This is a genomic window from Terribium retamae, assembly GCF_022347545.1.
Taxonomy (GTDB): domain Bacteria; phylum Pseudomonadota; class Alphaproteobacteria; order Rhizobiales; family Rhizobiaceae; genus Mesorhizobium; species Mesorhizobium retamae.
In genome coordinates, this window is sequence record NZ_JAKREW010000010.1 from 112,708 (window position 1) to 134,557 (window position 21,850).

Consider the following 21,850-nt stretch of genomic DNA (forward strand, 5'->3'; position numbering starts at 1 on the left):
GCCATGAAGTCAGCCGAATCACCGAAATCCACCGTCAAGCTTACCCATCCTGATCGCGTTTATTGGGAAGATGCCGGTGTCACCAAAGCGGGGCTCGCTGACTACTACTCTGGTGCGTGGCAGCGCATAGCGCCTTTCATAACCCGGCGACCGCTGGCTTTGCTGCGTTGTCCGGAGGGCACGGCCGGCCAGTGCTTTTTCCAGAAACATGCCTGGCGGGGGCATGCCGAGGAAATCCTTACCGTCCAGGATCCGAACGACAATTCCGAGGAGCCAATCCTTGTGATCGATAGCTTCGATGGCCTGATGGGGCTTATCCAGGCAGGAACGCTCGAGATCCATCCGTGGCAGGCATCGCTGTCCGACCTCGAGCACCCTGACCAGATCGTCATGGATCTCGACCCCGGCGAGGGAATCGCATGGCAGGATTTGATCGACTGCGCACGGGAAGTCCGCGCGCGTTTGGAAAAGACTGGACTCAATACCTTCGTCAAGACGACCGGCGGCAAGGGCATTCACGTCGTTGCACCGCTCAAGCCTGTTACCGCCTGGGAGGATGTCAAGGCGTTCACCAAATCGATTGCCGATGCCATGGCCTCGGACAGCCCCGACAAATATGTCTCGACCATCACCAAGTCGAAGCGGGTCGGCCACATTCTGATCGATTATCTACGCAATCAGCGCGGCGCGACGGCGATTGCGCCATACGCAACCAGGGCGCGGGCTGGCGCTCCCGTCTCCATGCCGCTCGAATGGGACGAACTTGGTCCCTCGATTGGTCCAGCTCATTTCACGGTGAACAACGCGCTGGGCCGGTTGGGCAGCGCCGACCCCTGGCAGGACTTTCGCAAGGCGGAAGTAGCCTTGAAATTGCGCTGAACCTGTCGAGTCTTCTACGCCGCGTCTGGATCGGCGCGGGCGACATCGCAGAAGGATTTCCGTTGCTCGGCTTCCGTAGCTAGCGCCGTTGACCTCGCCGACCCGGGACGGCTGCCGAAGGGTAGTCAGTCCGCCTGCCTTAATTGGAACGCGACCGTTCCCGGAGCAGTTACCGATATCAAAGCAGGAGGTCACGATGCCTGAAAAATGGTCTGCCGAAGTCACTGAAAAAAGCGATGCCCTCACCTTGGAGGAAGGCGTCTTCGAATCCGAAGATCCGGAAAAGATCGCTGCGTCGCTGAAGCGTTCGGCCGAAAAAAGTCACCGGCGCAAATCGGAGCCTTTCCGTTCGGCTATGTCCATGCTGACTTTTTACATCAACCGGGCCGGCAAGAACTTGCCTGCGTCGCAGAAGAAAGTTCTCGAACAGGCGAAGGTGGAACTGCGCAAGGAATTTGGGCGCGAGTAGGCGTGATCACCTGGAAGCGCCGCCGAGGCGATCGCTTCCAGGGACGTGTTTTTCAGGGAACCCCGTTAGTGGGTGGTTTGCGAATGCTCTCCACCGCGCTGCGATATGCCGCCGAGTGCCTCGCCGGCGTGCGCAGCCTCGCCGTTCGTCGCGAGGTCGCCGAGCGACACAATGCCCACCAGCCGCTTATCCCTGTTGAGGACCGGCAGACGGCGAACCTGAATGTCACCCATGTTCTGAAGCACTGCGCTGACTTCCTCGTCGTCGAAACAATATTTGACATCGGACGTCATTACGTCCCGCACCGGCGTTTCCGGTCCTTTGCCCATGGCAACACCACGAACCGCGATGTCGCGGTCGGTGACCATTCCGATCAGATGATCACCTTCTGCTACAGGAAGCAGCCCGGCGTCCAGGCTGGCCATCGCCTGCGCCACGTCGCGCAGCGTGGCATCCGGCATGGCAATTCGTACGTCCTTGGTCATGCAATCTCGTACTCTCATGGTGATCTCCCAGGGTTCGACGCCCCACGCCGATCGAGTCGATGCAAGCCCAATGAACGGGCAGCTAAAACGTTCCGATGAAAGTCAGCTTCGCTGCCGGCCCATGCGCAGTTTCTCGGAACAAGAGCGTCGATGGCGTCGTTCTCGCCCTGCCGGCGGCGAGGCAGGAACAGGTCCATGAAATCGGAAAAGATATTCACCCAGGTTGCGAACGCGGTGGCTCATGCCGCCGGAAAGGCACTGACCTTCGGGCTCTGCGTCCTCGCTGTGCTGGCTTGGGCGGTGACCGGGCCCTATTTCGGCTATTCAGATACCTGGCAATTGATCATCAACACCAGCACGACCATCGTCACGTTCCTTATGGTCTTCCTGATCCAGAACACCCAGAACAGGGACAATGCTGCGATCCAAACCAAGCTGGATGAATTGATCAGAGCGTCGGAAGCAAAGAACAACCTGATCGGCATCGAACATCTGACGGAGCGAGAGGTCGAGCAGCTTCGCAGGCAAATTGAGCAGAAGGTGGCCGCCCTGACGGCGAGCAAACCGCTCCCGAAGCAAGGTTCATCAGCCCGCAGCGGATAACGCTGCTACCTTTTCCGGCGGGCCAGATACCGGCGGGATCTTGCTTGTCTCGAAACGCTGTGGCGGGTCGCGGGTTTCATCAGGATTCGGACGAGGAATCTCATCTGGCAGACGGTCGGGTTCCGGCTCCTTGATGGGAGGCGTCTGGTCAGGAATAGGAGGAGGCTCAGGTTGCTGCGGCTCGGGTGTGTTTGGCAAAATGGCCATCGCAAAAACCCCTGTCTGTTATCGAACGATTAACAAGCCGAACGGTCGGGTTCAGTAACTTGCTAAGGAGGGAACCCGACCTCAGCCCTTGAGGTTCCCTCACAGAATGTTTCAGCGGCAGCCGCCGTCGGGCGGCACGGCAGTTGTGAACTTCCGGAAGCCGAAATTTGGGAACCGCGGACTGCGGCGTGGGTTGGTTCGATAAGGCTTCGATAAGGAGGTTTTCATGCAGATCCTGAAGACGATCGTCGACCATGGCGCCATGCCTGTCGTGGAATTTCACGGCGAGGGTGGGGAAGAAATCCAGGTTCGGCTCAGGGCCCGGTCGCCGGCGGACGACGACGAGACACTTATTGAGGTGGCAAAGGTGATGATGTTGCATGCGGCCGCCTTTGACCCGCCGATTGAGACCAGTGAGCGTAGCGCCCATGAACCGAAAACCAGGATGGAGCACCGTGCCAGGGCTTATTTGCCCGACGGTCATGCCGACATGTCGGCCGATCCAGTTGTGAGGAACTTATCCGATGACACAAAAGAACAGTAAGTCGACAGCTGAACCGGCGACGGTGGACCCTGTGGTGAAATTCCTGGCCGAGCACACCGATCTTTCTCCGAACCAGGCGAAAGATCTGGTCGAACGCGAAGGTCGGAACTTGAACAAGCTGCGTAAGATTGCCCGGACGATGAAAGCCGAAGGATAAGGGATCTTCGGCCGCCAACTTCTAGGGCTCTGGGGCGGAGGCGATACGAAATCGCCTCCTTGACCCGGTCAAGCAGCCCGGAGGTTGATGGCGGCTTCGGCGATCTCCGAGAGCTTTTTGTCAGCTGCCTTTTCCTGTTTCAGATTTTGTTCCAACACCGCCGCACAATCGTCACGGCCGAGATCCTTCGCCCAGCTGATCAGCGTGCCGTATCGGGTGATTTCATAATGCTCGACCGCCTGGGCAGAGGCGATAATTGCGGCGTCAAGCACCTTCTTGTCGGCCACATCCCCGGTGACGTCCTTCGCTTCCTGCAAAATGCCGTCGATAGCTGGGCAATCGACCGCCTTGATCTTCTGGCCATATAGATCGAACACCTGCTCGACGCGTTCGATATGCCCTTTGGTCTCCTCGAGATGATGGGCAAGGCCCTCCCTGAGTTTCTCGTCAGTGGCCTTACCGATCATGGTCGGCAGAGCTTTAGCGATCTGCTGCTCGGCGTAATAGATGTCCTGCAGGGTGTGTACGAACAGGTCGTCGAGAGTTTTGATGTCCTTTGAGAACAATCCCATTTTCAATTCCTTTCGCTGGTTGGGCAGTCGCCGGAACGGTGACTGTGTCCGCAACGTCCGCTCTCATGGCTCGTTCCAGAAAATTGCTTCGACGCGTGCGCCGGTCCGGCCGTCTGGTCACAGGATGCGCGTACCGCTAGCGGTAAGGGGCACGTCTGCGTTCAGGAAATTCCTCGGCCGGCGCATCAGGGTCGGAAAAGTACGCATCGCGGCGAGCACTGATGTCCACGGCGCCATTTGAAACCAGAATCGAGCGGATCGCCGCTGCGTCTGCGGAATCGGTCTGCACGGCCACCAGCACACCGCCTCGGCGTACGCCTTCCGTATAGAGTTCCGCTTCATCCTTTGAGACGCCAGCACCTGCCAAGGCGCCGACGAGGCCGCCGGCCACGCCGCCCGCAGCGGCACCGGCAGCCATCGCTGCGAGCCAACCCGCTGCGACGACCGGGCCGATGCCTGGTATAGCGATGAGCCCAAGACCAGCGAGAAGACCGCCGGCGCCGCCGGCAAGCACTCCGACGCCGGCACCGGCGGCAGCGCCATCACCGGCTTCCGTTTCCGGTTTTGATGATCCGACAAGGCTTATTTTGTCACTCGCAATGCCAGCCCTTTCCAGGTCTTCGATGGCGGTGCGTGCCTGTTCGCGTGTGTCGAACAGTCCGGTGACCGTTTGCATGATGAGCTCCTTTCTCGCTGGATAGATGGAAAGCGAATGCCCTCAAAGGGCGCCTTCCGTGATGTTGCCCTGATAGTCGAGCGCAACAGATATCGGCACGCCGTTCTTCTGGGCTGACGCACGCCAAACGCCGTCCTCTCCAAGTTTCAGATTGGTGATGTCGGCGAAGCCCTTCTGTTCAATCCGATCGCGGGCCTGGCTTTCGGTGAAGCTGTTCTTGCCTTTAACCGGAGCCATCGGGTTGGTGGAATCCGGCGTCGTGACGGAGGGCTTGATCGGCGCGGTCTGCTGGGAGGGTTGTTGCTGGGCAACGGCTGCGCCGGCAATGGCCAGCGCTCCCAGGGCAAAGGCGAAAAGTCTCATCGATGACCTCCTGTTTGTTGACGGGACAAACTGTGCTCTCGAGCATGAAGCTCGAAAGCGCATGGGGCCCTGAACAAGCGTAGTCACCGCGTCGCCGGCGCCCCATTTGGTGGCCAACCCGAGGTTCCTCCCTTCGTTCCAAATGTTTTTTGAAAATGTGGCTCCAGCCGCGCAGAGCCCGATTTCGAAAATAAATGGAACATGAGGACGGCTGGAAACGTTCGGTTTTCGTTCAGCTTGAATTCAAGGCTGTTTCAAGAATTTCGGAAGGAGAGAACCATGAGCCTCGGCACAATTCTTATCATCATCCTGATTCTTATCTTGCTCGGCGGTTTCAGTGGACTCGGCGGCGGTCCGTTTTACGGGACCGGCTACTATGGCGGCGGCGGTCTTTCTCTGCTGCTGATAATTATCGTTGTCCTGGTGCTGTTGGGGCGCATCTGACGAGGGGGCCGGCCTCATGCCCGAGAAGATTTCAGAACAAAAAGCCAAGCAGGGGCGCAAAGGTACCCATGTGCTGTTGATCCTGTTGGTCAGTCTTGCTCTCGCACTGATCGTGTGGGGGGCGGTTGAGATTTATGGGCGCACAAGCACGGACGCCGGATCGGCTCCACCAGTCACGCAGAGCCAGCCCTAGCGAAGCGAGATATCCAGTCACCAAGGAGCGAGAGGATCATGCTTAATCTGGCGACCAAAAATCCCGAGGAGTTAGAGCAGCTTCAGAAACAGGCGGCCGCCCGCTTTGCACCTGAATTCCTGCGTGCTGCGTTACAGCGGCTGTCCAAACTTCATGGCGAGGAGGAATTAGACAAGTTCGAACGCACAATGATCGCCCTCCTCGAGGGCCAGAGTGAAGAAGGTGAAGCGGATTTTGCTCTGCTCAAGGAATTCGCGATCGAGCAGCTCTATCAGGTAATCCGGGAGGCCAAAGAATTCCCGGATACAAAGCAGCGGCTTGAGGACATCGCGAAACGGCGTACCCTGGGTCGCTCCGAAGACTCCAGGACTTTGGAAGAGCAGCTTCAGTCCGGATTGGAAGACAGCTTCCCGGCGAGCGATCCGCCGGCAGTCGTTTCGTCAGCCATCCCAGGCGGCAAGGAAAAGCAAAAGGATTAGATCTCCAGCCTGCATTAGCAGGGGGTCCGCGATGACCACATCGCGGACCCTTCTTGATTCAATAACCACCGACAATGGGGACGATCTCGCCGGTGATGTAGCTGGAACAATGCGGGGATGAGAGGAAGACATAGGCAGGCGCGATCTCTTCCGGCTGCGCCGGCCGCTTCATCGGCGTGTCCGCTCCAAACTTCGCTACGCTCTCGGCCGGCTTGTCGGCAGGGTTGAGTGGACTCCAGACCGGTCCCGGCGCGACGGCGTTGACCCTGATGCCACGCTTTATCAGGTGAGCTGCCAGCGCCTTGGTGAACGCGTGTATTCCGCCCTTCGTCATGGAGTAGTCGAGAAGACCTCCACTGCCCTCGATCCCCGTTACAGAGCCGGTATTGATGATGGCGGAGCCTGGAGCCATGTGCCGAACGGCCGCTTGTGCCATGAAGAAATATCCGTGAAGGTTGGTCTCCAGTGTCATCGCGAACTGTTCTTCCGAAATGTCCGCGATATCGGCTGCGTGAATCTGGAAGGCGGCATTGTTCACCAGCACATCGAGCCGCCCCAATTGCTTGACGGTTTCGCTCACGACCTGTTCGCATTGCTCCCGCTTGCCGACATCGCCGGGCAGGAGAATACAACGCCGTCCTTCGGCCTCGACCGCCTTCTTTGTAGCGGCTGCATCGCTGTGCTCCGAAAGATAACTGATCGCCACGTCGGCGCCTTCGCGAGCAAATAGAACGGCCACGGAGCGACCGATCCCGGAATCGCCCCCGGTGATCAGTGCAACCTTGCCGGCCAGTTTTTCCGAGCCGAGATAATAGGGGGCGTCATAAAGCGGCGCGGGCTCGACCTCCGTTTCCTTGCCCGGTTTGGCCAGGTGCTGTTTGGGAAATGGCGGTTCGGGATAGATACGTGCGCCCGCCTGCATCGCATCTCCGTTCTTGGTTTTTGGGGGCTGCTTTTGGTCTTTGCTGTCGACCTCGCGCTGGATTTCGCGTTGCTTCAGCGCGGCATTGTTCCCAGAGACGCTTGCCATCTGCCGATCTCCTCAATGAGCTTCGTGTCGCTTGCGGGTTGCCGCGGCCTTCTTCGCCGAGGCGGAGCGTTCGCTTGCGGGGCGCTTGGCTGCGGCTCGGCCGCCAAGCCGTCCGCCCTTCTTGGCTGCTTCATTGGTGTCGGGTTCACCCCGACCGGAGCCTGACTTGTTGCCTCCGCCGGATTCCTTGTTGACGGTTGCCCAGGCCCGCCGTTCGGCTTCATCGTTCGAGACGCCGCGTTCCTTGTAGCCTTCCTCGATATGCTCGGCCTTGCGCTTCTGCTTGTCGGTGTATTTGTCCTTGTCGCCACGGGGCATGGTGGCCTCCTTCGCTGGCTTTGTTGGTTAGGGTGTTCTGGCCAACGTCATGTCCTGGGGTCGGTTCCGAAAAGTTGAAAACGGGAACCGGTGCCGACCCAACGGGTTGCTGTCCCGAAGGAGGGCACTGCCTTGGACAATCTCGCCTCAGCAAATGGAAACTCGCGTGAAGGGGTGGAGGCCGCGCGTGCGGCTTCGTTGCGCTATGTGGAGGACGGTGAACCCGGCATCTTCCGACGCAAGGTAGGGCGCGGGTTTCGTTATGCCGACGGCAAGGGCCGTAAGATCGACGCTGAATCCGATCTGGCCCGCATCCGCGCGCTTGCGATACCGCCGGCCTGGACGGAGGTGTGGATCTGTCGCGACGACAAGGGGCACATCCAGACGATAGGGAGGGACACCCGTGGGCGTCGCCAGTATCTCTATCATCCGGATTGGCTTCGCATGCGAGACGAGGCCAAGTTTTCGAGCCTGATCCCTTTTGCGCGCGCGCTGCCCGCAATGCGCCTGCAGGTGGACAGCGATCTGCGCAGACGTGGCTTGCCGCGCGAACGCGTGTTGGCCGTGGTCGTCTGGCTGCTCGACAACACTCTCATTCGAATTGGCAATCCAGCCTATGCGCGGGAAAATGGCAGCTTTGGCCTGACGACACTGCGGGACAAACATGTCGAGGTTGTCGGCTCGACCTTGCGTTTTGTCTTCAAGGGCAAGTCCGGCAAGGAGTGGAAGCTGAAGCTGACTGACCGGCGTATCGCCGGCATCGTCCGCAACACGCAGGAACTGCCGGGGCAGACCCTGTTTCAATATCTGGACGAGAAGGGTGATCGATCAGCAGTGACGTCGCAAGCCGTGAATGCCTACATCGGCGACATCTGCGGCTTCAGCTCGAAGCATTTCAGGACCTGGGGCGCCACGGTGCAGGCTCTGTCCCTGTTCGCTCAGGCGTCTTTGCCCGAAACGAAGAAAGAGGTGGCTGAACTGCGCAACAGCATCATCGATAAGGTGGCCGCGAGACTCGGCAACACGCGGGCAGTCTGCCGCAGCGGCTACATCCATCCTCATATCATCACATCTTGGGAAAATGGACAGTTGCCGGCGGAACTGAAAGCAGCGGGTCCATTCAGGAGGAAGGAATTTCTCGACATCGACGAAGTCCGCACGCTCGCATGGCTGCGTCATGTGGAGGAAGGACAGAAGGCTGTTTCCTGATTTGACCAAATTCGGAACCCGTGGCCGGCCAGCGGGTTCTGGTTCCATGAAAGGAGAAAACCGATGCGTATCTCGCTGGTTACGGCCCTTTCGGTGATGGCCGCCTTTTCACCGGCATCGGCACAGCAATCGGAACAGAAGCTGCCTGAGCTGACGCCGGATCACTCGCCACAGCAATCCGTACCGATGCCTGGACTGTCGCCCGATCAGGAGGTCACGGCGATCAACATCGTCAGGGTGGAGGAATTGCCGCAGCCGGACAAGGCGCAGGTGGAGACCAAACTGGACGGCACCACCGTGGAGGAACTGCATCAGCTGCAGACCTCCGTTCAGGCTTCGCCGGTGGCGGTGCTGATGCTTGCTCAGAACGGGCTCGACCCGACCCAGGTGGTGGCGGCAACGATAGACCAGACCGGGACGCTGACCCTGGTGATCCAGGAAACGGCCTAGCGGCTCAATCTACCGAGCCGTGTCAAGTTGTTCGATGACTTTTGCATCGCCGACATCGGTGAGCACGGTTTCGACTTCTTCGTCGTCGACGCCGAGATAGGCCGCGATGACCCTGGGGTCGGCACGCACGAAGGCAGGATCGCCATCGGAGATCTTGCGGCCGTATTCAAGCACCACGATGTGGTCGGAAATCTGCATCACCACGGACATATCGTGCTCGATCAGAAGGATCGATGTGCCGGTATTGCTACGGATATCCATGAGCAGTTCGTTGAGCGCAAGCGACTCTTTCGGATTCAGCCCGGCAGCTGGCTCGTCGAGGCAGAGCAGTTCGGGCCCGGCGCACATGGCGCGCACGATTTCGAGCCGGCGTTGCGCCCCGTAGGGCAAGTCGCCGGCAGGATCGTCGGCACGATCCATGAGGTCGGCCTTTTCAAGCCAGTATTGCGCAAGCTCCACCGATTCTGCGGAAGCCTGGCGATAGCCGCCGATGCCGAACAACCCCAGGACGAGGAAACCCGAGGCCTTCATCAGCTTGTTGTGCTGAGCGACCAGCATGTTTTCCAGCACCGTGAGGCCGGGAAACAGGCGGATGTTCTGGAAGGTACGCGCCACTTTCGCTTTGGCGGTTATCTGGAAATCCGGCATCCGTTCCAACAGGAATTCAGAGCCGTCATGGTTGGTAAAATGGATCATGCCCTTTGTCGGCTTGTAGAAGCCGGTGATGCAGTTGAATACTGTGGTCTTGCCGGCCCCATTTGGACCGATAAGGGCGGTGATTTCCCCGCGCCTGGCTTCGAAGGACAGATCGCCGATGGCCACGAGGCCGCCGAATTCCATGGTCAGGTGCTGAACTTGGAGGAGGGGTTTATCCATCGAGGGCACGCTCTCTGCTGAAGCCCCTGAGGTTCGAAATGCGCGAGCGGCCGATCGGTTCCGCAAGTTTCCGAACTTCCTGCCGCTGCCTGCTCGCTGTGGAGAAACGCGGCGGCCAAGCCAACGGCGTGGCGGCTTTTCCCGCACTTGAATAAGGTGCGCCGACTCAACGATTGGAGACAAAGTAACGCATGAGTGGCGCAGAACAGGCGGGCAGGGAACGGATTGCTTCCATCATCGCGGCTGAAATCGCGGCCAGGGCCGAGCAGGTGTCGGCGGCGATCGCGCTGCTCGACGAAGGCGCGACGGTTCCTTTCGTGGCGCGCTACCGCAAGGAAGCAACCGGCGGTCTCGACGACACGCAATTGCGCCAGCTGGCCGAACGCCTTGCCTATCTGCGCGAGCTCGATGCGCGCCGCACGGCGATCCTGGAATCGATCGGCGAGCAGGGCAAGTTGACGGACGAGCTGAAGCTCAAGATTGCGGCGGCGGCCACCAAGGCGGAACTCGAAGACATCTACCTGCCGTACAAACCGAAGCGGCGCACCAAGGCCGAGATCGCGCGCGAACGCGGGCTCGGCCCGCTGGCCGAGGCGATCATGGCCGACCGTGCGGCCGTGCCGCTGCACCTGGCCGAAGGCTACATTACGGAAGAAGTGCCGGACACCAAGGCGGCACTGGAGGGCGCGCGCGACATTCTCTCCGAACAGTTTGCGGAAAATGCTGATCTCGTCGGCAAGCTGCGTGCCTATATGCAGGACCGTGCCTTCCTGCGCTCACGTGTCGTCGATGGCAAGCAGGAGGCCGGCGCCAAGTTCTCCGACTATTTCGACCATGCCGAGCGCTGGGCGACGACCCCCAGCCACAGGGCACTGGCGATGCTGCGCGGTCGCAACGAGGACGTGCTTTCGCTCGCCATAGAGGTCGATGCCGACGATACGTCGCCGGTGAAGCCGGTGGAGCGTATCATCGTACAGACGCTGGGGATCGGTAACGCGCTGCCGGGAGACAAATGGCTGACCGAGGTCGCCGGTTGGACCTGGCGGGTGAAGCTGTCGCTGCATCTGTCGCTCGACTTGATGCGCGACCTGCGCGAACGCTCCGAGGAAGAGGCGATCCACGTCTTCGCCCGCAATCTGAAGGACTTGTTACTGGCCGCCCCCGCCGGTTCGCGCGCCACCATGGGCCTCGATCCGGGCATTCGCACCGGCGTGAAGGTGGCGGTGGTCGACGGCACCGGCAAGCTCAAGGAAACCGCGACGGTCTATCCGTTCCAGCCAAAGAACGACGTGCGCGGCGCCCAAGCCGAACTCGCCCGGCTGATGCGCCAGCACAATGTCGAACTGATCGCCATCGGCAACGGTACGGCCAGTCGCGAGACCGAGAAACTGGTGGCCGACCTTCTTGGTGATATGCCGGCGCCCAAGCCGCTCAAGGTAATCGTCAGCGAGGCCGGCGCATCGGTTTATTCCGCGTCTGAAACCGCTGCGGCCGAATTCCCCAATCTGGACGTCTCCCTGCGCGGCGCGGTATCGATCGCGCGACGCCTGCAGGATCCGCTGGCCGAACTCGTCAAGATCGAACCGAAGTCGATCGGCGTCGGACAGTACCAGCATGATGTCGACCAGTACCGGCTGGCGCGTTCGCTTGACGCGGTAGTGGAAGATGCGGTGAACGCCGTCGGCGTCGACCTCAACACGGCCTCCGCTTCGTTGCTGGCGCGTGTGTCGGGCCTCGGCGCTTCGCTGGCAGAGGCGATCGTTGCGCACCGCGATGCCAATGGTCCATTCCCCAACCGACAGGAACTGCTCAAGGTATCGCGGCTAGGCCCAAGGGCCTTCGAGCAAAGCGCCGGTTTCCTGCGTATCCCGAACGGCACCGAGCCCCTGGACGCATCCTCCGTGCATCCGGAAGCGTATGGCGTGGCCAAGAAGATCGTTGCCGCCTGCGGGCGCGACGTGCGTGCGTTGATGGGCGACCGCACCATGCTGCAGGCGCTGGACCCGCGCGTTTTTGTCGACGACCGGTTCGGGCTGCCGACGGTGCGCGACATCATCGCCGAACTGGAGAAGCCGGGCCGCGATCCGCGCCCTGGCTTCAAGACGGCGACCTTCGCCGACGGGGTTGACGACATCAAGGATTTGAAGCCGGGCATGCTTCTCGAGGGCACTGTCACCAACGTCGCCGCCTTTGGCGCCTTCGTCGACATCGGCGTGCACCAGGACGGTCTCGTCCATGTCTCGCAACTGGCCGATCGGTTCGTGAAGGATGCGCATGAGGTGGTCAAGGCCGGCGACATCGTCAAGGTTCGCGTTGTCGATGTCGACATTGCCCGCAAGCGCATCGGCCTGACGATGCGGCGTGACGGTGACGGCGGCTCCGGCAAGCCGGTCCGCCAGGATGCTCCGCGAAAACCGGCCATGCCGCTACAGGGCCGCGGCCGGCCGGACAAGGCTCCGCCCTCGCAAGGGGCTTTCGGTGCAGCGCTGGCGGAGGCACTCAAGAAGCGGTGAGCGTGGCTCGGAATAAGCCGAACAGGGGTCAGTTCACCGTGTTTTCTGGCCTCTTACCTGCGAAATAGGCGTCGAGACTGTCCAGCACCATGTTGCCCATGGCGCGGCGTGTCTCGACGGTGGCGCTGGCCTGATGCGGCATCAGCACGACATTCGGCAACGCCAGGAAGTCCCGGCGGATGGCCGGCTCATTCTCGAACACATCGAGGCCGGCTGCCGCGATCGTGCCGTCACGCAGTGCCGAGATGAGGGCGTCCTCATCGACCACGCTGCCGCGCGCGATGTTGATCAAAGTGCCTCGCGGGCCGAGCGCATTGAGCACGGCGCTGTCGACGACACCACGCGTGTCCGGTGTCGCCGCCACGCACACCGCCAGCACATCGCTGTCTGCGGCGAGCGCCGCTGCGTCGGTAAAATGCGGCCAAGCGACGTCGTGGTAGTGCGTCCGGTTCGCGTACCGCACGGACATGCCCAAGAGTTCGGCGCGGGTCCCCAGCGCTCGGCCTATCTGGCCGAGCCCCAGGATACCCAGCCGCTTGCCGCGTGGGCTGGACGCGAGTGGGAATGGTTCGCCGGCGTGCCAGCGGCCTTCGCGCACGAACCGGTCGCCCTCGACGATCCGCCGCAGCACCGCAAGGATCAGCGCCAGCCCCATGTCGGCGACCTCGTCCGTGAGCACTCCCTGTGTGGTGGCGACATCGACGTCGCGTGCCCGTGCATAGCCGAGGTCGACCCTATCGGTACCGACACCGTTGACGGCAATGATGCCGAGCGACGGCAGCAGGTCGATCCACTCCCTGGAAAGGCCGGTGCCACCGCCGGTCACGACGGCGCGGATGTCGGAGCGAGCCGCCTCGATGTTGTCACGCTGTGCGATGTCGAAGAGACGATGGACCTGATAGGCGGCATCGAGCTTGGCTTCGATTTCCGCCATCATCGGTTCAACGAGCAAGAGCTGCGGCTTCACCTGACCTCCGTAAGCTTATGATTCGTTTGGCAAAGAACGTCACTAAGGTGTACAATTACGTCAGTCGACAGCCGAAACTGGGCTCGGCTGCGAGAGGGCGACATCCAGCCCGTCAGAGGAGGGCATGCTATGGCATTCCTCCACTTCGACACAAACCGTCCTGCGCACTTCCTCTCGGATTGGGGCGTTCCGATTGTAGCAGCCTTCATCATCGGCTGCTGGATCGGCCTGATGATCTGGGGTTGAACGCAGTGCGTTTTAACGCAGGCGTCATCTGACGCCTAAGCAGGGCTGACCGTCAGCTCGACGCGATCCGCCGAGAAGCGTGTTTGTGAATACTGGATCGGCTTGCCGTTGCCGTCGACATTGACGCCACGTGCGACGAGCACGATGGCACCGGGCGAAAGTCTCAGATCTCGTGTGTCGGTGTCGTCAGCGTGCCGCGCCTCGATCGTGGTTGATGCGCGGCGATAATCCCTGGTGCCGGAAAGCGCGAGCGCCTCGGTAATCGAGTGGGTCCTGGCGACATAGCCGGCGATGTCGGGAAACAATGTCGCCGAAAACCAACTGGTCGAACGCGAGATGGGCACGCCGTCGGCCAGGCCGAGCATTTCAAGCCGGATGACATCCACTCCAGCCCCCAGCCCAAGTGCCGCTGCCACCACGGCATTCGCCGGTTCCTTCATGTGATCCAGCAACTCCACCTGCCGGTCGCGTGCCTGGCCTTCGAGACCGGCGGAGAAACGGGTTCTCGTTCCGATCGGATAGGTCAGTCGCTTCTGGCGCCGCACATAGGTGCCGCGTCCCTGTTCGCTTCGCAGCACGCCTTCGTGGATGAGTGCTGCGATGGCTGCGCGGACCGTATGCCGGTTCACGCCGAACCGCGCCGCCAGTTCGGCCTCGGGCGGCAAACGTCCGTTTTCATCGGCGAGGCCGGCGCCGATGCCACGCCGGATCTCGTCGCCTATCTGGCGCCAGAGCGCGACGCCGACCCCCCGATGCAATGCTGATTTCGACAAACTTCCCCTCCCGGCGCGAGCTGTCATCCAGCCGTCATCCAACAACGCTAAGACAGGGTAAGTTATCTAATTGTCTAGATCAATAGACAAATTGAGGTTGTTATGAATATTGCTGTCGATCAAGCCGCGCGACGGGACCGGATGGCGGTCCTGGCTCGCTGCAGCACCGAAAGGCTGAATTCGCTTTGGGCGAAGCTCGGGCTGCAGCCGGCGCACACGCCGCTGCGCGGTCCGGAGGCCGGGCTGGTGATGCTGCGCGGACGCATCGGCGGTACCGGCGAGCCGTTCAATGTCGGTGAGGCGACAGTCACGCGCGCCAGCGTCACGCTTGAGGATGGGTCTGTCGGCCATGCCATGGCGCTCGGTCGTGATCATGCCAAGGTGCGGCTTTCCGCAGTCATCGATGCGCTCTGCCGCAACGCTGAAATGGCGGCACGTATCGATGCCGAACTGATCCAGCCGATGCGGCAGGAACTCGAGGTGGCAGACGAGACGCGCCGCCAGCAGACGGCGGCCACGCGCGTCGACTTTTTCACCATGGTGCGAGGTGAGGACTGATGCTGAATGAAGCGACCACCCTTGAGGGTGGCTTCTCCAATCCGGTGCTGAATGCCCAATCCGTCTTTCGTGCCGTTATGGATGCGATGGCGAAGCCCGCCACGATTGTCGAGGTGGATGCAGTTGTTGCGCCGCCGTCGCGGCTGGGCCGGGCTGCCGCTGCCGTCGCTTGCGCGCTGATCGATGTCGACACCCCGTTCTGGCTGGATGCCACCTTGGCCGAAAGCACGGCGCTGCGCGCCTGGCTTGCCTTTCACACCGGTGCCCGTGAGATGGCGACTTGCGCCGACGTCGCTTTTGCATTGATCGGTGCTCCCGCCACGATGCCGCCGCTGGAGCGATTTGCTCAAGGCACGCAGGAATATCCTGACCGTTCCGCCACGCTGATCCTGCAACTGCCGGGACTGGAAGGCGGCACGCCGCTGACGTTCGAGGGGCCGGGTATACGCGATCGCGTCGTGCTGGCGCCGCGTGGCCTGCCTCAGGATTTCGCCGCCCAGTGGAAGGCCAACCGCAAGCGGTTCCCGCGCGGCGTCGACCTCGTCCTCACCACCGGCGATGCCATTGCCTGCCTGCCGCGCTCGGCGCGGCTTGTCGAGATGGAAGGCTGATCGATGTATGTTGCAGTCAAGGGCGGTGAAGCCGCCATCGATAATGCCCACCGCCTGCTGGCCGATCGCCGCCGCGGTGATAGGTCGGTTCCGGCGCTTACGCTCGACCAGATCACCGAACAGCTGGCCATCGGCGTCGACCGGGTGATGAGCGAAGGCTCGCTCTATGATCGCCGGCTTGCGGCGCTCGCCATGAAGCAGGCGCGGGGCGATCTCATCGAGGCTATCTTCCTGGTGCGCGCCTATCGCACCACGCTGCCGCGCTTTGGCCATAGCGAACCGGTCGACACCGGCGCCATGCTGATCGAGCGACGCGTCTCTGCCTGCTACAAGGATCTGCCCGGCGGGCAACTGCTCGGCCCGACTTTCGACTACACGCACCGCCTGCTCGATGAAGATCTCGAAGGCGATCCGCAGGTCGAGACCGGTTTGCAGCGCGGCGGCATCCAGGAGCCGGTCATGCGTGTGGCCGACATCCTCGACCAGGAGGGCCTGATCGAGGATGACGGCGCCATCGATCCCGCGCTCGAACCGGGCGACATCAACCAGACGCCGACGGAATTCCCGATGTCGCGTGCCATGCGGTTGCAGTCGCTGTCGCGGGGCGACGAAGGCTTTCTCCTTGCACTCGGCTATTCGACGCAGCGCGGCTATGCCCGCAGCCATCCATTCGTCGGTGAAATTCGCATCGGCGAGGTCGATGTCGACGTGTTCATGCCGGAACTTGGCTTTGCCGTGCCGGTCGGCCGCATACAGGTCACCGAATGCCAGATGGTCAACCAGTTCAAGGGCTCGGCCAAAGCGCCGCCGCAGTTCACACGCGGCTATGGCCTTGTCTTCGGCCAGTCCGAGCGCAAGGCGATGGCGATGTCGCTGTGTGATCGTGCGCTGCGTGCCGAGGAACTGGGCGAAGATCTGGTCGCTCCGCCACAAGACCAGGAGTTCGTGCTGTCGCATTGCGACAACGTCCAGGCCACCGGCTTCGTCGAACATCTGAAACTGCCGCACTATGTCGATTTCCAGGCGGAACTCGGCCTGGTTCGCACCATGCGCGCCGAATACGAACAGTGCACCGGTGAGGCGGTTCTTGAAACAAGGGAAGCCGCAGAATGAACGCCCACACCCAGGTATCAAACTACAACTTCGCTTATCTCGATGAGCAGACCAAGCGAATGATCCGGCGTGCCATCCTCAAGGCGATCGCCGTACCGGGCTACCAAGTGCCGTTCGCCAGCCGCGAAATGCCGATGCCTTACGGCTGGGGCACGGGCGGCGTACAGGTGACGGCCTCGATCCTCGGGCCTGACGATGTGCTGAAGGTGATCGACCAGGGCGCCGACGACACCACCAACGCGGTCTCCATCCGCAAGTTCTTCCAGAAGGTCGCAGGTGTAGAAACGACCACCAGCACCGAAGACGCGACGATCATCCAGACCCGTCACCGCATCCCCGAAGCGCCGCTGCAGGAAGATCAGATACTAGTCTATCAGGTGCCGATCCCCGAGCCGCTCCGTTTCCTCGAGCCGCGCGAGACGGAAACCCGCAAGATGCATGCGCTGGAAGAATACGGCCTCATGCATGTGAAACTCTATGAGGATATCGCCAAGAACGGCCACATCGCCACCACCTATGCCTATCCGGTGAAGGTCGAGGGCCGCTACGTGATGGACCCGTCGCCGACGCCGAAGTTCGACAATCCGAAGATGCACATGTCGCCAGCATTGCAGTTGTTTGGCGCCGGGCGAGAAAAGCGCATCTATGCGGTGCCGCCGCATACCGAGGTGATCAGCCTCGACTTCGAGGACCATCCTTTCGAGGTGCAGCGTTTCGACAAGCCCTGCGCGCTGTGTGGCGCGGAACAAGTCTATCTCGACGAAGTCGTGCTCGATGATCGCGGCGGGCGCATGTTCGTCTGTTCCGACACACATCATTGCGAAAGCCGCCAGGCCGCTGGCCATCGCGGCGAAATGTCCGGCGAGGTCCTGTCATGACTGTTTCGGTGCGGATCGACCAGGCGAGCGTCGAGGCCACAGACCTGCCGCTGATGTCGGTCAGGTCGGTGAGCAAGTTCTACGGTCAGCGCATTGGCTGCGCCGATGTCGACTTCGACATCTGGCCCGGCGAAGTGCTAGCGATCGTGGGTGAATCCGGCTCAGGCAAGACGACGCTGCTGAACTGCATATCCACGCGCCTGACCCCAACGGCAGGCACGGTGTCCTATAGGATGCGCGATGGCGAGATGCGCGATCTCTATGGGTTGGGAGAAGCCGAGCGCCGCCTGCTGCTGCGCACCGATTGGGGCTTCGTTCATCAGAACCCCGCCGACGGCCTGCGCATGACGGTTTCGGCCGGAGCCAATGTCGGCGAGCGGCTGATGGCGGTCGGAGACCGCCACTACGGCAAGATCCGCGCCACCGCAACCGACTGGCTCGGCCGTGTCGAGATCGATGCCGACCGTATTGACGACCAGCCACGCGCTTTCTCCGGGGGCATGCGGCAGCGCCTGCAGATCGCGCGCAATCTGGTCACCGCACCACGCCTTGTCTTCATGGACGAGCCCACCGGCGGTCTCGACGTGTCGGTGCAGGCGCGTCTGCTCGATCTGCTGCGCGGTCTGGTTCACGATCTCGGCCTCGCCGTCATCATCGTCACGCACGATCTGGCCGTCGCGCGCCTGCTGTCGCACCGCATGATGGTGATGAAGGACGGCCGGGTGATCGAACACGGGCTGACCGACCGTCTGCTCGACGATCCGCAGGCTCCCTACACGCAACTGCTTGTTTCTTCGATCCTGCAAGTCTGAGGCGCGATCATGGCTCCTGTTCTCATCGTTTACGGTCTTGCCAAGACCTTCACCATGCATCTGCGCGGCGGCATAGAATTGCCGGTGATCGTGGATGCGGCCTTCGCGCTGGAAGGCGGAAAATGCGCCGTGCTCGGAGGCCCCTCCGGTGCCGGCAAGAGCTCTATCCTCAAGATGCTCTACGGCAACTACGCCGTGAATGAAGGCAGGATCGAGATCCTGCATCGCGGTGAGATGGTCGACCTGGCTTCCGCTGCCCCACGCAGGGTGCTTGAGATCCGCCGCGAGACGATTGGCTATGTCAGTCAGTTCCTGCGCGTCGTGCCGCGTGTCAGCGCGCTCGACATCGTTGCCGAGCCGCTGGTTGAGCGTGGCACTAATCGCAACGCGGCTGCGGACAAGGCCCGCGAATTGTTGAGCCGTCTCAACCTGCCCGAGCGCCTGTGGGCCTTGCCGCCCGCCACCTTCTCAGGTGGCGAACAGCAGCGCGTCAACATCGCGCGCGGTTTCATCACCAGCCATCCCGTGCTGCTGCTCGACGAGCCGACGGCGTCGCTCGACGCCACCAACCGCGCCGTCGTCGTCGAGATGATCGAAGAGAAGAAGCGGGCTGGCGTTGCCTTGCTTGGCATCTTTCACGATGCCGATGTGCGCAATGCGGTAGCTGACATCGTCATCGACGTCACCGGCTTCGCGCCGGACCGGAAGGCGGCCTGACCATGCCGCGTCTTTCCGAAACTCCCTTTGTCGATCCAACCGCGCGCCTCGAGAACTGCACACTCGGCCGCTACACGGAAGTGACCGAGGGCTGCCGCCTCACCGAGACGGAGCTCGGCGATTATTCCTACATCATGCCGAACGGCCAGACCTGGTGCGTCACCATCGGCAAGTTCGCCAACATCGCCGCCTCCGTGCGCATCAACGCCACCAACCATCCGATGTCGCGCGCCACGTTGCATCACTTCACCTATCGCGCCGGCGACTATTTCGAGGACGCCGCGCATGAGGACGATTTCTTTGCCGCACGCCGTGCCAATCGTGTCGTTGTCGGTCACGACACCTGGATCGGGCATGGCGTCACCATCCTGCCCGGCGTGACGATCGGCGATGGTGCGGTCGTCGGTTCTGGCGCCGTCGTCACCAAGGATGTCGAACCCTATACGATCGTCGCCGGTGTGCCGGCCAAGTTCATGCGCCGCCGCTTTGAGCCAAGGGTTGCCGAGCGCATGCAGGCGCTGGCCTGGTGGGATTGGGATCACGTCAGCCTGCGCGCTTCGCTCGACGATTTCCGCAATCTGACCGCCGAGGCATTCCTGGAGCGCTACGAAGGCCGGCCGGCCGGCGCAATATCGGTGAATGGTCACACAGCTGACATGAACGGTACATCCGACCGTCATCGACAAGCAGTAACCGGATAACGAATTCCGGCTGGGCGTCGCGGCCTTGCCGGTCGCGGTCGCATGTCCGGACAAGCCGAGCAAAACGCGTCCATCGACGAACCACTCAATTGGCTGGGGCCAAAGCCCAAACCAGGGAGCGATTTCATGAACGCCATCACCATACGCAACCTGTCGAAGAATTTCGGCAAGAAACGCGCACTCGATAATGTCAGCCTCGACATCGCCAAGGGGGAGATGGTTGCGCTGATCGGCGCCTCCGGCTCCGGCAAGAGCACGCTGTTGCGTCACATCTGCGGGTTGGAGACCGGACAGACAGGTTCCAGCACGATCGAGATCTTCGGCGCCAGCCTGCAGAACAATGGCCGGCTGTCGGGCGGCGCACGCGATCTTCGGCGCAACATCGGCGTGATCTTCCAGCAATTCAATCTGGTCAGCCGGCTGTCGGTGCTATCCAACGTCCTGATCGGCAATCTCGGCCGGATCCCGGTGTGGCGCGGCACGCTCGGACTGTTCAGCGCCGAGGAAAAGCGGCTCGCCCGCGAGGCGCTGGCCAAGGTCGGCATTCCGGAAGTCGCCTGGCAGCGCGCTTCGACCCTCTCGGGAGGTCAGCAGCAGCGCGCGGCGATCGCCCGCACGCTGGTGCAGCGTTCAAATATCCTGCTCGCCGACGAGCCGATCGCTTCGCTCGACCCGTCCTCGGCGCGCCGCGTCATGGAAGTGCTCGCCGGCGTCAACCGCGAAAACGGCATCACCTGCGTGGTGTCGCTGCATCAGGTCGAATATGCGCGCCGTTATTGCCCGCGCACCATCGCCTTGAAGGACGGTCGTGTCGTGTTCGACGGCCCGTCCTCCAGGCTTACCCACAGAACGCTGATCGAACTCTACGGCTCCAATTCCGAAGAGCTGATCCTGCCCGAGGCTGTTCCGGATTTCGTCCCCGATTATCCGGAACCTGCGACTGCCAAGAACCCGGACATGGCGCCGGCTTTCGCCTGACCAGAAAACCAACAGGAGACGTTGACATGAACGCTATGCTCAAGGCCATCGCCGCCACGGCGATCGCCTTCACCCTCACCGGCGCCGCCTATGCCGAGGAGATCAACTTCGGCATCATCTCGACCGAGTCCCAGCAGAACCTCAAGCCGAAGTGGGAACCCTTCCTCGCCGACATGAAGAAGGAAACCGGCCTCGACGTGAAGCCGTTCTTCGCTTCGGACTATGCCGGTGTCATCGAAGGCATGCGTTTCGGCAAGGTGCAGATGGCCTGGTACGGCAACAAGTCGGCCATGGAAGCCGTCGATCGCGCCGATGGCGAGATCTTCGCCCAGACCGTCTCCGTTGACGGAAACCCTGGCTACTGGTCGCTGATCCTGGCTCCGAAGGACAGCAAGCTCAACACGGTCGAAGACCTGCTGAAGTGCGACAAGACCCTGAACTTCGGTCTCGGCGATCCGAACTCGACCTCGGGTTACCTGGTTCCGACCACCTTCGTCTTCGCGGCCAACAAGGTCGATCCGAAGAACTGCTTCAAGGCGGTCACCAATGCCAATCACGAGACCAACGCCATGGCCGTTGCCAACGGCCAGCTCGACGCGGCCGCCAACAACACCGAGAACATGGCGCTCATCGAGAAAAACCAGCCGGAAGCCTTCGCCAAGATCAAGGTGATCTGGAAGTCGCCGCTGATCCCGTCCGACCCGCTCGTTTGGCGCAAGGACCTGCCACAGGAAACCAAGGACAAGCTGAAGAACTTCGTCCTGAATTACGGCACCGACAAGTCGAAGGGCGACGTCGCCAAGGAAAAGGAAATCCTCGCCGGTCTGCAGTGGGCGCCGTTCCGTCCTTCCGACAATGACCAGTTGCTGCCGATCCGCGTGATGGAACTGGCCAAGGCCCAGGCCAAGGTGGAAGCCGACGCCAATCTTTCGGAAGCCGACAAGAAGGCCAAGATCGAGAAGATCGAAGCCGAAAAGGCCGGCTACGAAGCCAAGATCAAGGCCAAGGGCCAGAGCTGATCGGTCTGCC

General features: G+C 61.6%; 29 protein-coding genes. 20 read left to right on the forward strand and 9 right to left on the reverse strand.

What is annotated here, in order from left to right:
* The first annotated feature begins 3 nt into the window (after positions 1-3).
* Both ligD and L4923_RS13025 read left to right on the forward strand, forming a co-directional pair.
* Positions 4-879: a non-homologous end-joining DNA ligase gene (gene ligD / locus L4923_RS13020; RefSeq protein WP_343303181.1), complete on the forward strand. Its 876-nt coding sequence runs from the start codon at positions 4-6 to the stop codon at positions 877-879.
* Between the two features lie 196 nt (positions 880-1,075).
* Positions 1,076-1,348 (forward strand): DUF3175 domain-containing protein, encoded by a 273-nt coding sequence (locus tag L4923_RS13025; RefSeq protein WP_239365733.1) that lies wholly within the window; start codon positions 1,076-1,078, stop codon positions 1,346-1,348.
* Positions 1,349-1,413: 65 nt separating this feature from the next.
* Here the strand turns inward: L4923_RS13025 and L4923_RS13030 are convergent, their stop codons facing one another.
* On the reverse strand, positions 1,414-1,851 hold the full coding sequence (locus tag L4923_RS13030; protein WP_239365605.1) for a CBS domain-containing protein: 438 nt from the start codon (positions 1,849-1,851) through the stop codon (positions 1,414-1,416).
* Between the two features lie 177 nt (positions 1,852-2,028).
* Here L4923_RS13030 and L4923_RS13035 point away from each other — a divergent pair, with 177 nt between their 5' ends.
* From L4923_RS13035 to L4923_RS13045, 3 genes are all read left to right on the forward strand, one after another.
* Complete coding sequence (locus L4923_RS13035) at positions 2,029-2,436, forward strand: low affinity iron permease family protein (protein WP_239365607.1); 408 nt, start codon at positions 2,029-2,031, stop codon at positions 2,434-2,436.
* Positions 2,437-2,869: 433 nt separating this feature from the next.
* On the forward strand, positions 2,870-3,187 hold the full coding sequence (locus tag L4923_RS13040) for a hypothetical protein (protein WP_239365609.1): 318 nt from the start codon (positions 2,870-2,872) through the stop codon (positions 3,185-3,187).
* Positions 3,168-3,344 (forward strand): hypothetical protein, encoded by a 177-nt coding sequence (locus L4923_RS13045; RefSeq protein WP_239365611.1) that lies wholly within the window; start codon positions 3,168-3,170, stop codon positions 3,342-3,344. The genes L4923_RS13040 and L4923_RS13045 overlap by 20 nt, the downstream gene beginning before the upstream one ends.
* A 68-nt stretch (positions 3,345-3,412) precedes the next feature.
* Here L4923_RS13045 and L4923_RS13050 read toward each other — a convergent pair whose 3' ends face one another.
* The 3 genes from L4923_RS13050 to L4923_RS13060 all read right to left on the reverse strand — a co-directional run bounded on the left by L4923_RS13050 (position 3,413) and on the right by L4923_RS13060 (position 4,955).
* Positions 3,413-3,916: a YciE/YciF ferroxidase family protein gene (locus L4923_RS13050; protein WP_239365613.1), complete on the reverse strand. Its 504-nt coding sequence runs from the start codon at positions 3,914-3,916 to the stop codon at positions 3,413-3,415.
* A gap of 136 nt (positions 3,917-4,052) precedes the next feature.
* Positions 4,053-4,592 carry a general stress protein gene (locus tag L4923_RS13055; RefSeq protein WP_239365615.1) on the reverse strand — a complete coding sequence of 180 codons (540 nt, stop codon included), beginning with the start codon at positions 4,590-4,592 and terminating at the stop codon, positions 4,053-4,055.
* 42 nt (positions 4,593-4,634) lie between these two features.
* Positions 4,635-4,955 carry a PepSY domain-containing protein gene (locus tag L4923_RS13060; protein WP_239365617.1) on the reverse strand — a complete coding sequence of 107 codons (321 nt, stop codon included), beginning with the start codon at positions 4,953-4,955 and terminating at the stop codon, positions 4,635-4,637.
* A gap of 279 nt (positions 4,956-5,234) precedes the next feature.
* Between L4923_RS13060 and L4923_RS13065 the strand changes: the two genes are divergently transcribed.
* From L4923_RS13065 to L4923_RS13075, 3 genes are read left to right on the forward strand one after another with little or no spacing between them, the layout of a single operon-like run.
* Positions 5,235-5,399, forward strand: coding sequence for a DUF3309 family protein (locus L4923_RS13065; RefSeq protein ID WP_239365619.1), 165 nt, complete (start codon positions 5,235-5,237; stop codon positions 5,397-5,399).
* A 16-nt stretch (positions 5,400-5,415) separates the two neighbouring features.
* Positions 5,416-5,592 carry a hypothetical protein gene (locus L4923_RS13070; RefSeq protein WP_239365621.1) on the forward strand — a complete coding sequence of 59 codons (177 nt, stop codon included), beginning with the start codon at positions 5,416-5,418 and terminating at the stop codon, positions 5,590-5,592.
* 38 nt (positions 5,593-5,630) lie between these two features.
* Positions 5,631-6,071, forward strand: a complete 441-nt coding sequence (locus L4923_RS13075) for a hypothetical protein (RefSeq protein ID WP_239365625.1) — start codon at positions 5,631-5,633, stop codon at positions 6,069-6,071.
* A 58-nt stretch (positions 6,072-6,129) separates the two neighbouring features.
* Here L4923_RS13075 and L4923_RS13080 read toward each other — a convergent pair whose 3' ends face one another.
* Complete coding sequence (locus tag L4923_RS13080; protein ID WP_239365627.1) at positions 6,130-7,101, reverse strand: SDR family oxidoreductase; 972 nt, start codon at positions 7,099-7,101, stop codon at positions 6,130-6,132.
* Positions 7,102-7,113: 12 nt separating this feature from the next.
* On the reverse strand, positions 7,114-7,419 hold the full coding sequence (locus L4923_RS13085; protein ID WP_239365630.1) for a plasmid stabilization protein: 306 nt from the start codon (positions 7,417-7,419) through the stop codon (positions 7,114-7,116).
* A 132-nt stretch (positions 7,420-7,551) separates the two neighbouring features.
* Here L4923_RS13085 and L4923_RS13090 point away from each other — a divergent pair, with 132 nt between their 5' ends.
* Both L4923_RS13090 and L4923_RS13095 read left to right on the forward strand, forming a co-directional pair.
* Positions 7,552-8,628, forward strand: coding sequence for a DNA topoisomerase IB (locus L4923_RS13090; protein WP_239365633.1), 1,077 nt, complete (start codon positions 7,552-7,554; stop codon positions 8,626-8,628).
* Between the two features lie 63 nt (positions 8,629-8,691).
* Entirely contained in the window at positions 8,692-9,078 is a 387-nt protein-coding gene (locus L4923_RS13095) for a hypothetical protein (RefSeq protein ID WP_239365636.1), read from the forward strand.
* Between the two features lie 9 nt (positions 9,079-9,087).
* On the opposite strand, the gene L4923_RS13100 is transcribed toward L4923_RS13095, so the two are convergent.
* Entirely contained in the window at positions 9,088-9,954 is an 867-nt protein-coding gene (locus tag L4923_RS13100) for an ABC transporter ATP-binding protein (protein ID WP_239365639.1), read from the reverse strand.
* Positions 9,955-10,145: 191 nt separating this feature from the next.
* Here L4923_RS13100 and L4923_RS13105 point away from each other — a divergent pair, with 191 nt between their 5' ends.
* A complete protein-coding gene (locus L4923_RS13105) occupies positions 10,146-12,467 on the forward strand; it encodes a Tex family protein (protein WP_239365642.1) in 2,322 nt (773 codons plus the stop codon).
* 28 nt (positions 12,468-12,495) lie between these two features.
* On the opposite strand, the gene L4923_RS13110 is transcribed toward L4923_RS13105, so the two are convergent.
* Positions 12,496-13,404, reverse strand: a complete 909-nt coding sequence (locus L4923_RS13110) for a 2-hydroxyacid dehydrogenase (protein ID WP_239365735.1) — start codon at positions 13,402-13,404, stop codon at positions 12,496-12,498.
* A gap of 311 nt (positions 13,405-13,715) precedes the next feature.
* Positions 13,716-14,480, reverse strand: a complete 765-nt coding sequence (gene phnF, locus L4923_RS13115; protein ID WP_239365644.1) for a phosphonate metabolism transcriptional regulator PhnF — start codon at positions 14,478-14,480, stop codon at positions 13,716-13,718.
* Between the two features lie 75 nt (positions 14,481-14,555).
* Between phnF and phnG the strand changes: the two genes are divergently transcribed.
* The 9 genes from phnG (at position 14,556) to phnD (ending at position 21,840) form a co-directional block, all read left to right on the forward strand.
* The gene (gene phnG, locus L4923_RS13120) at positions 14,556-15,011 is read left to right on the forward strand and encodes a phosphonate C-P lyase system protein PhnG (RefSeq protein ID WP_239365646.1); all 456 of its coding nucleotides are present in this window, start codon (positions 14,556-14,558) and stop codon (positions 15,009-15,011) included.
* Positions 15,011-15,622, forward strand: a complete 612-nt coding sequence (gene phnH, locus L4923_RS13125; protein WP_239365649.1) for a phosphonate C-P lyase system protein PhnH — start codon at positions 15,011-15,013, stop codon at positions 15,620-15,622. Before phnG ends, phnH begins: the two co-directional genes overlap by 1 nt.
* A 3-nt stretch (positions 15,623-15,625) precedes the next feature.
* On the forward strand, positions 15,626-16,735 hold the full coding sequence (locus tag L4923_RS13130; RefSeq protein WP_239365652.1) for a carbon-phosphorus lyase complex subunit: 1,110 nt from the start codon (positions 15,626-15,628) through the stop codon (positions 16,733-16,735).
* Positions 16,732-17,613, forward strand: coding sequence for an alpha-D-ribose 1-methylphosphonate 5-phosphate C-P-lyase PhnJ (locus L4923_RS13135; RefSeq protein WP_239365655.1), 882 nt, complete (start codon positions 16,732-16,734; stop codon positions 17,611-17,613). Before L4923_RS13130 ends, L4923_RS13135 begins: the two co-directional genes overlap by 4 nt.
* Positions 17,610-18,425, forward strand: coding sequence for a phosphonate C-P lyase system protein PhnK (gene phnK / locus L4923_RS13140; protein WP_239365659.1), 816 nt, complete (start codon positions 17,610-17,612; stop codon positions 18,423-18,425). The genes L4923_RS13135 and phnK overlap by 4 nt, the downstream gene beginning before the upstream one ends.
* Positions 18,426-18,434: 9 nt before the next feature.
* Positions 18,435-19,142 carry a phosphonate C-P lyase system protein PhnL gene (gene phnL, locus L4923_RS13145; protein WP_239365661.1) on the forward strand — a complete coding sequence of 236 codons (708 nt, stop codon included), beginning with the start codon at positions 18,435-18,437 and terminating at the stop codon, positions 19,140-19,142.
* A 2-nt stretch (positions 19,143-19,144) separates the two neighbouring features.
* Positions 19,145-19,843: a DapH/DapD/GlmU-related protein gene (locus tag L4923_RS13150; protein WP_239365664.1), complete on the forward strand. Its 699-nt coding sequence runs from the start codon at positions 19,145-19,147 to the stop codon at positions 19,841-19,843.
* A 126-nt stretch (positions 19,844-19,969) separates the two neighbouring features.
* A complete protein-coding gene (gene phnC, locus L4923_RS13155; protein WP_239365667.1) occupies positions 19,970-20,821 on the forward strand; it encodes a phosphonate ABC transporter ATP-binding protein in 852 nt (283 codons plus the stop codon).
* A 26-nt stretch (positions 20,822-20,847) separates the two neighbouring features.
* Positions 20,848-21,840, forward strand: a complete 993-nt coding sequence (phnD, locus tag L4923_RS13160) for a phosphonate ABC transporter substrate-binding protein (RefSeq protein ID WP_239365670.1) — start codon at positions 20,848-20,850, stop codon at positions 21,838-21,840.
* Positions 21,841-21,850 lie beyond the last annotated feature (10 nt).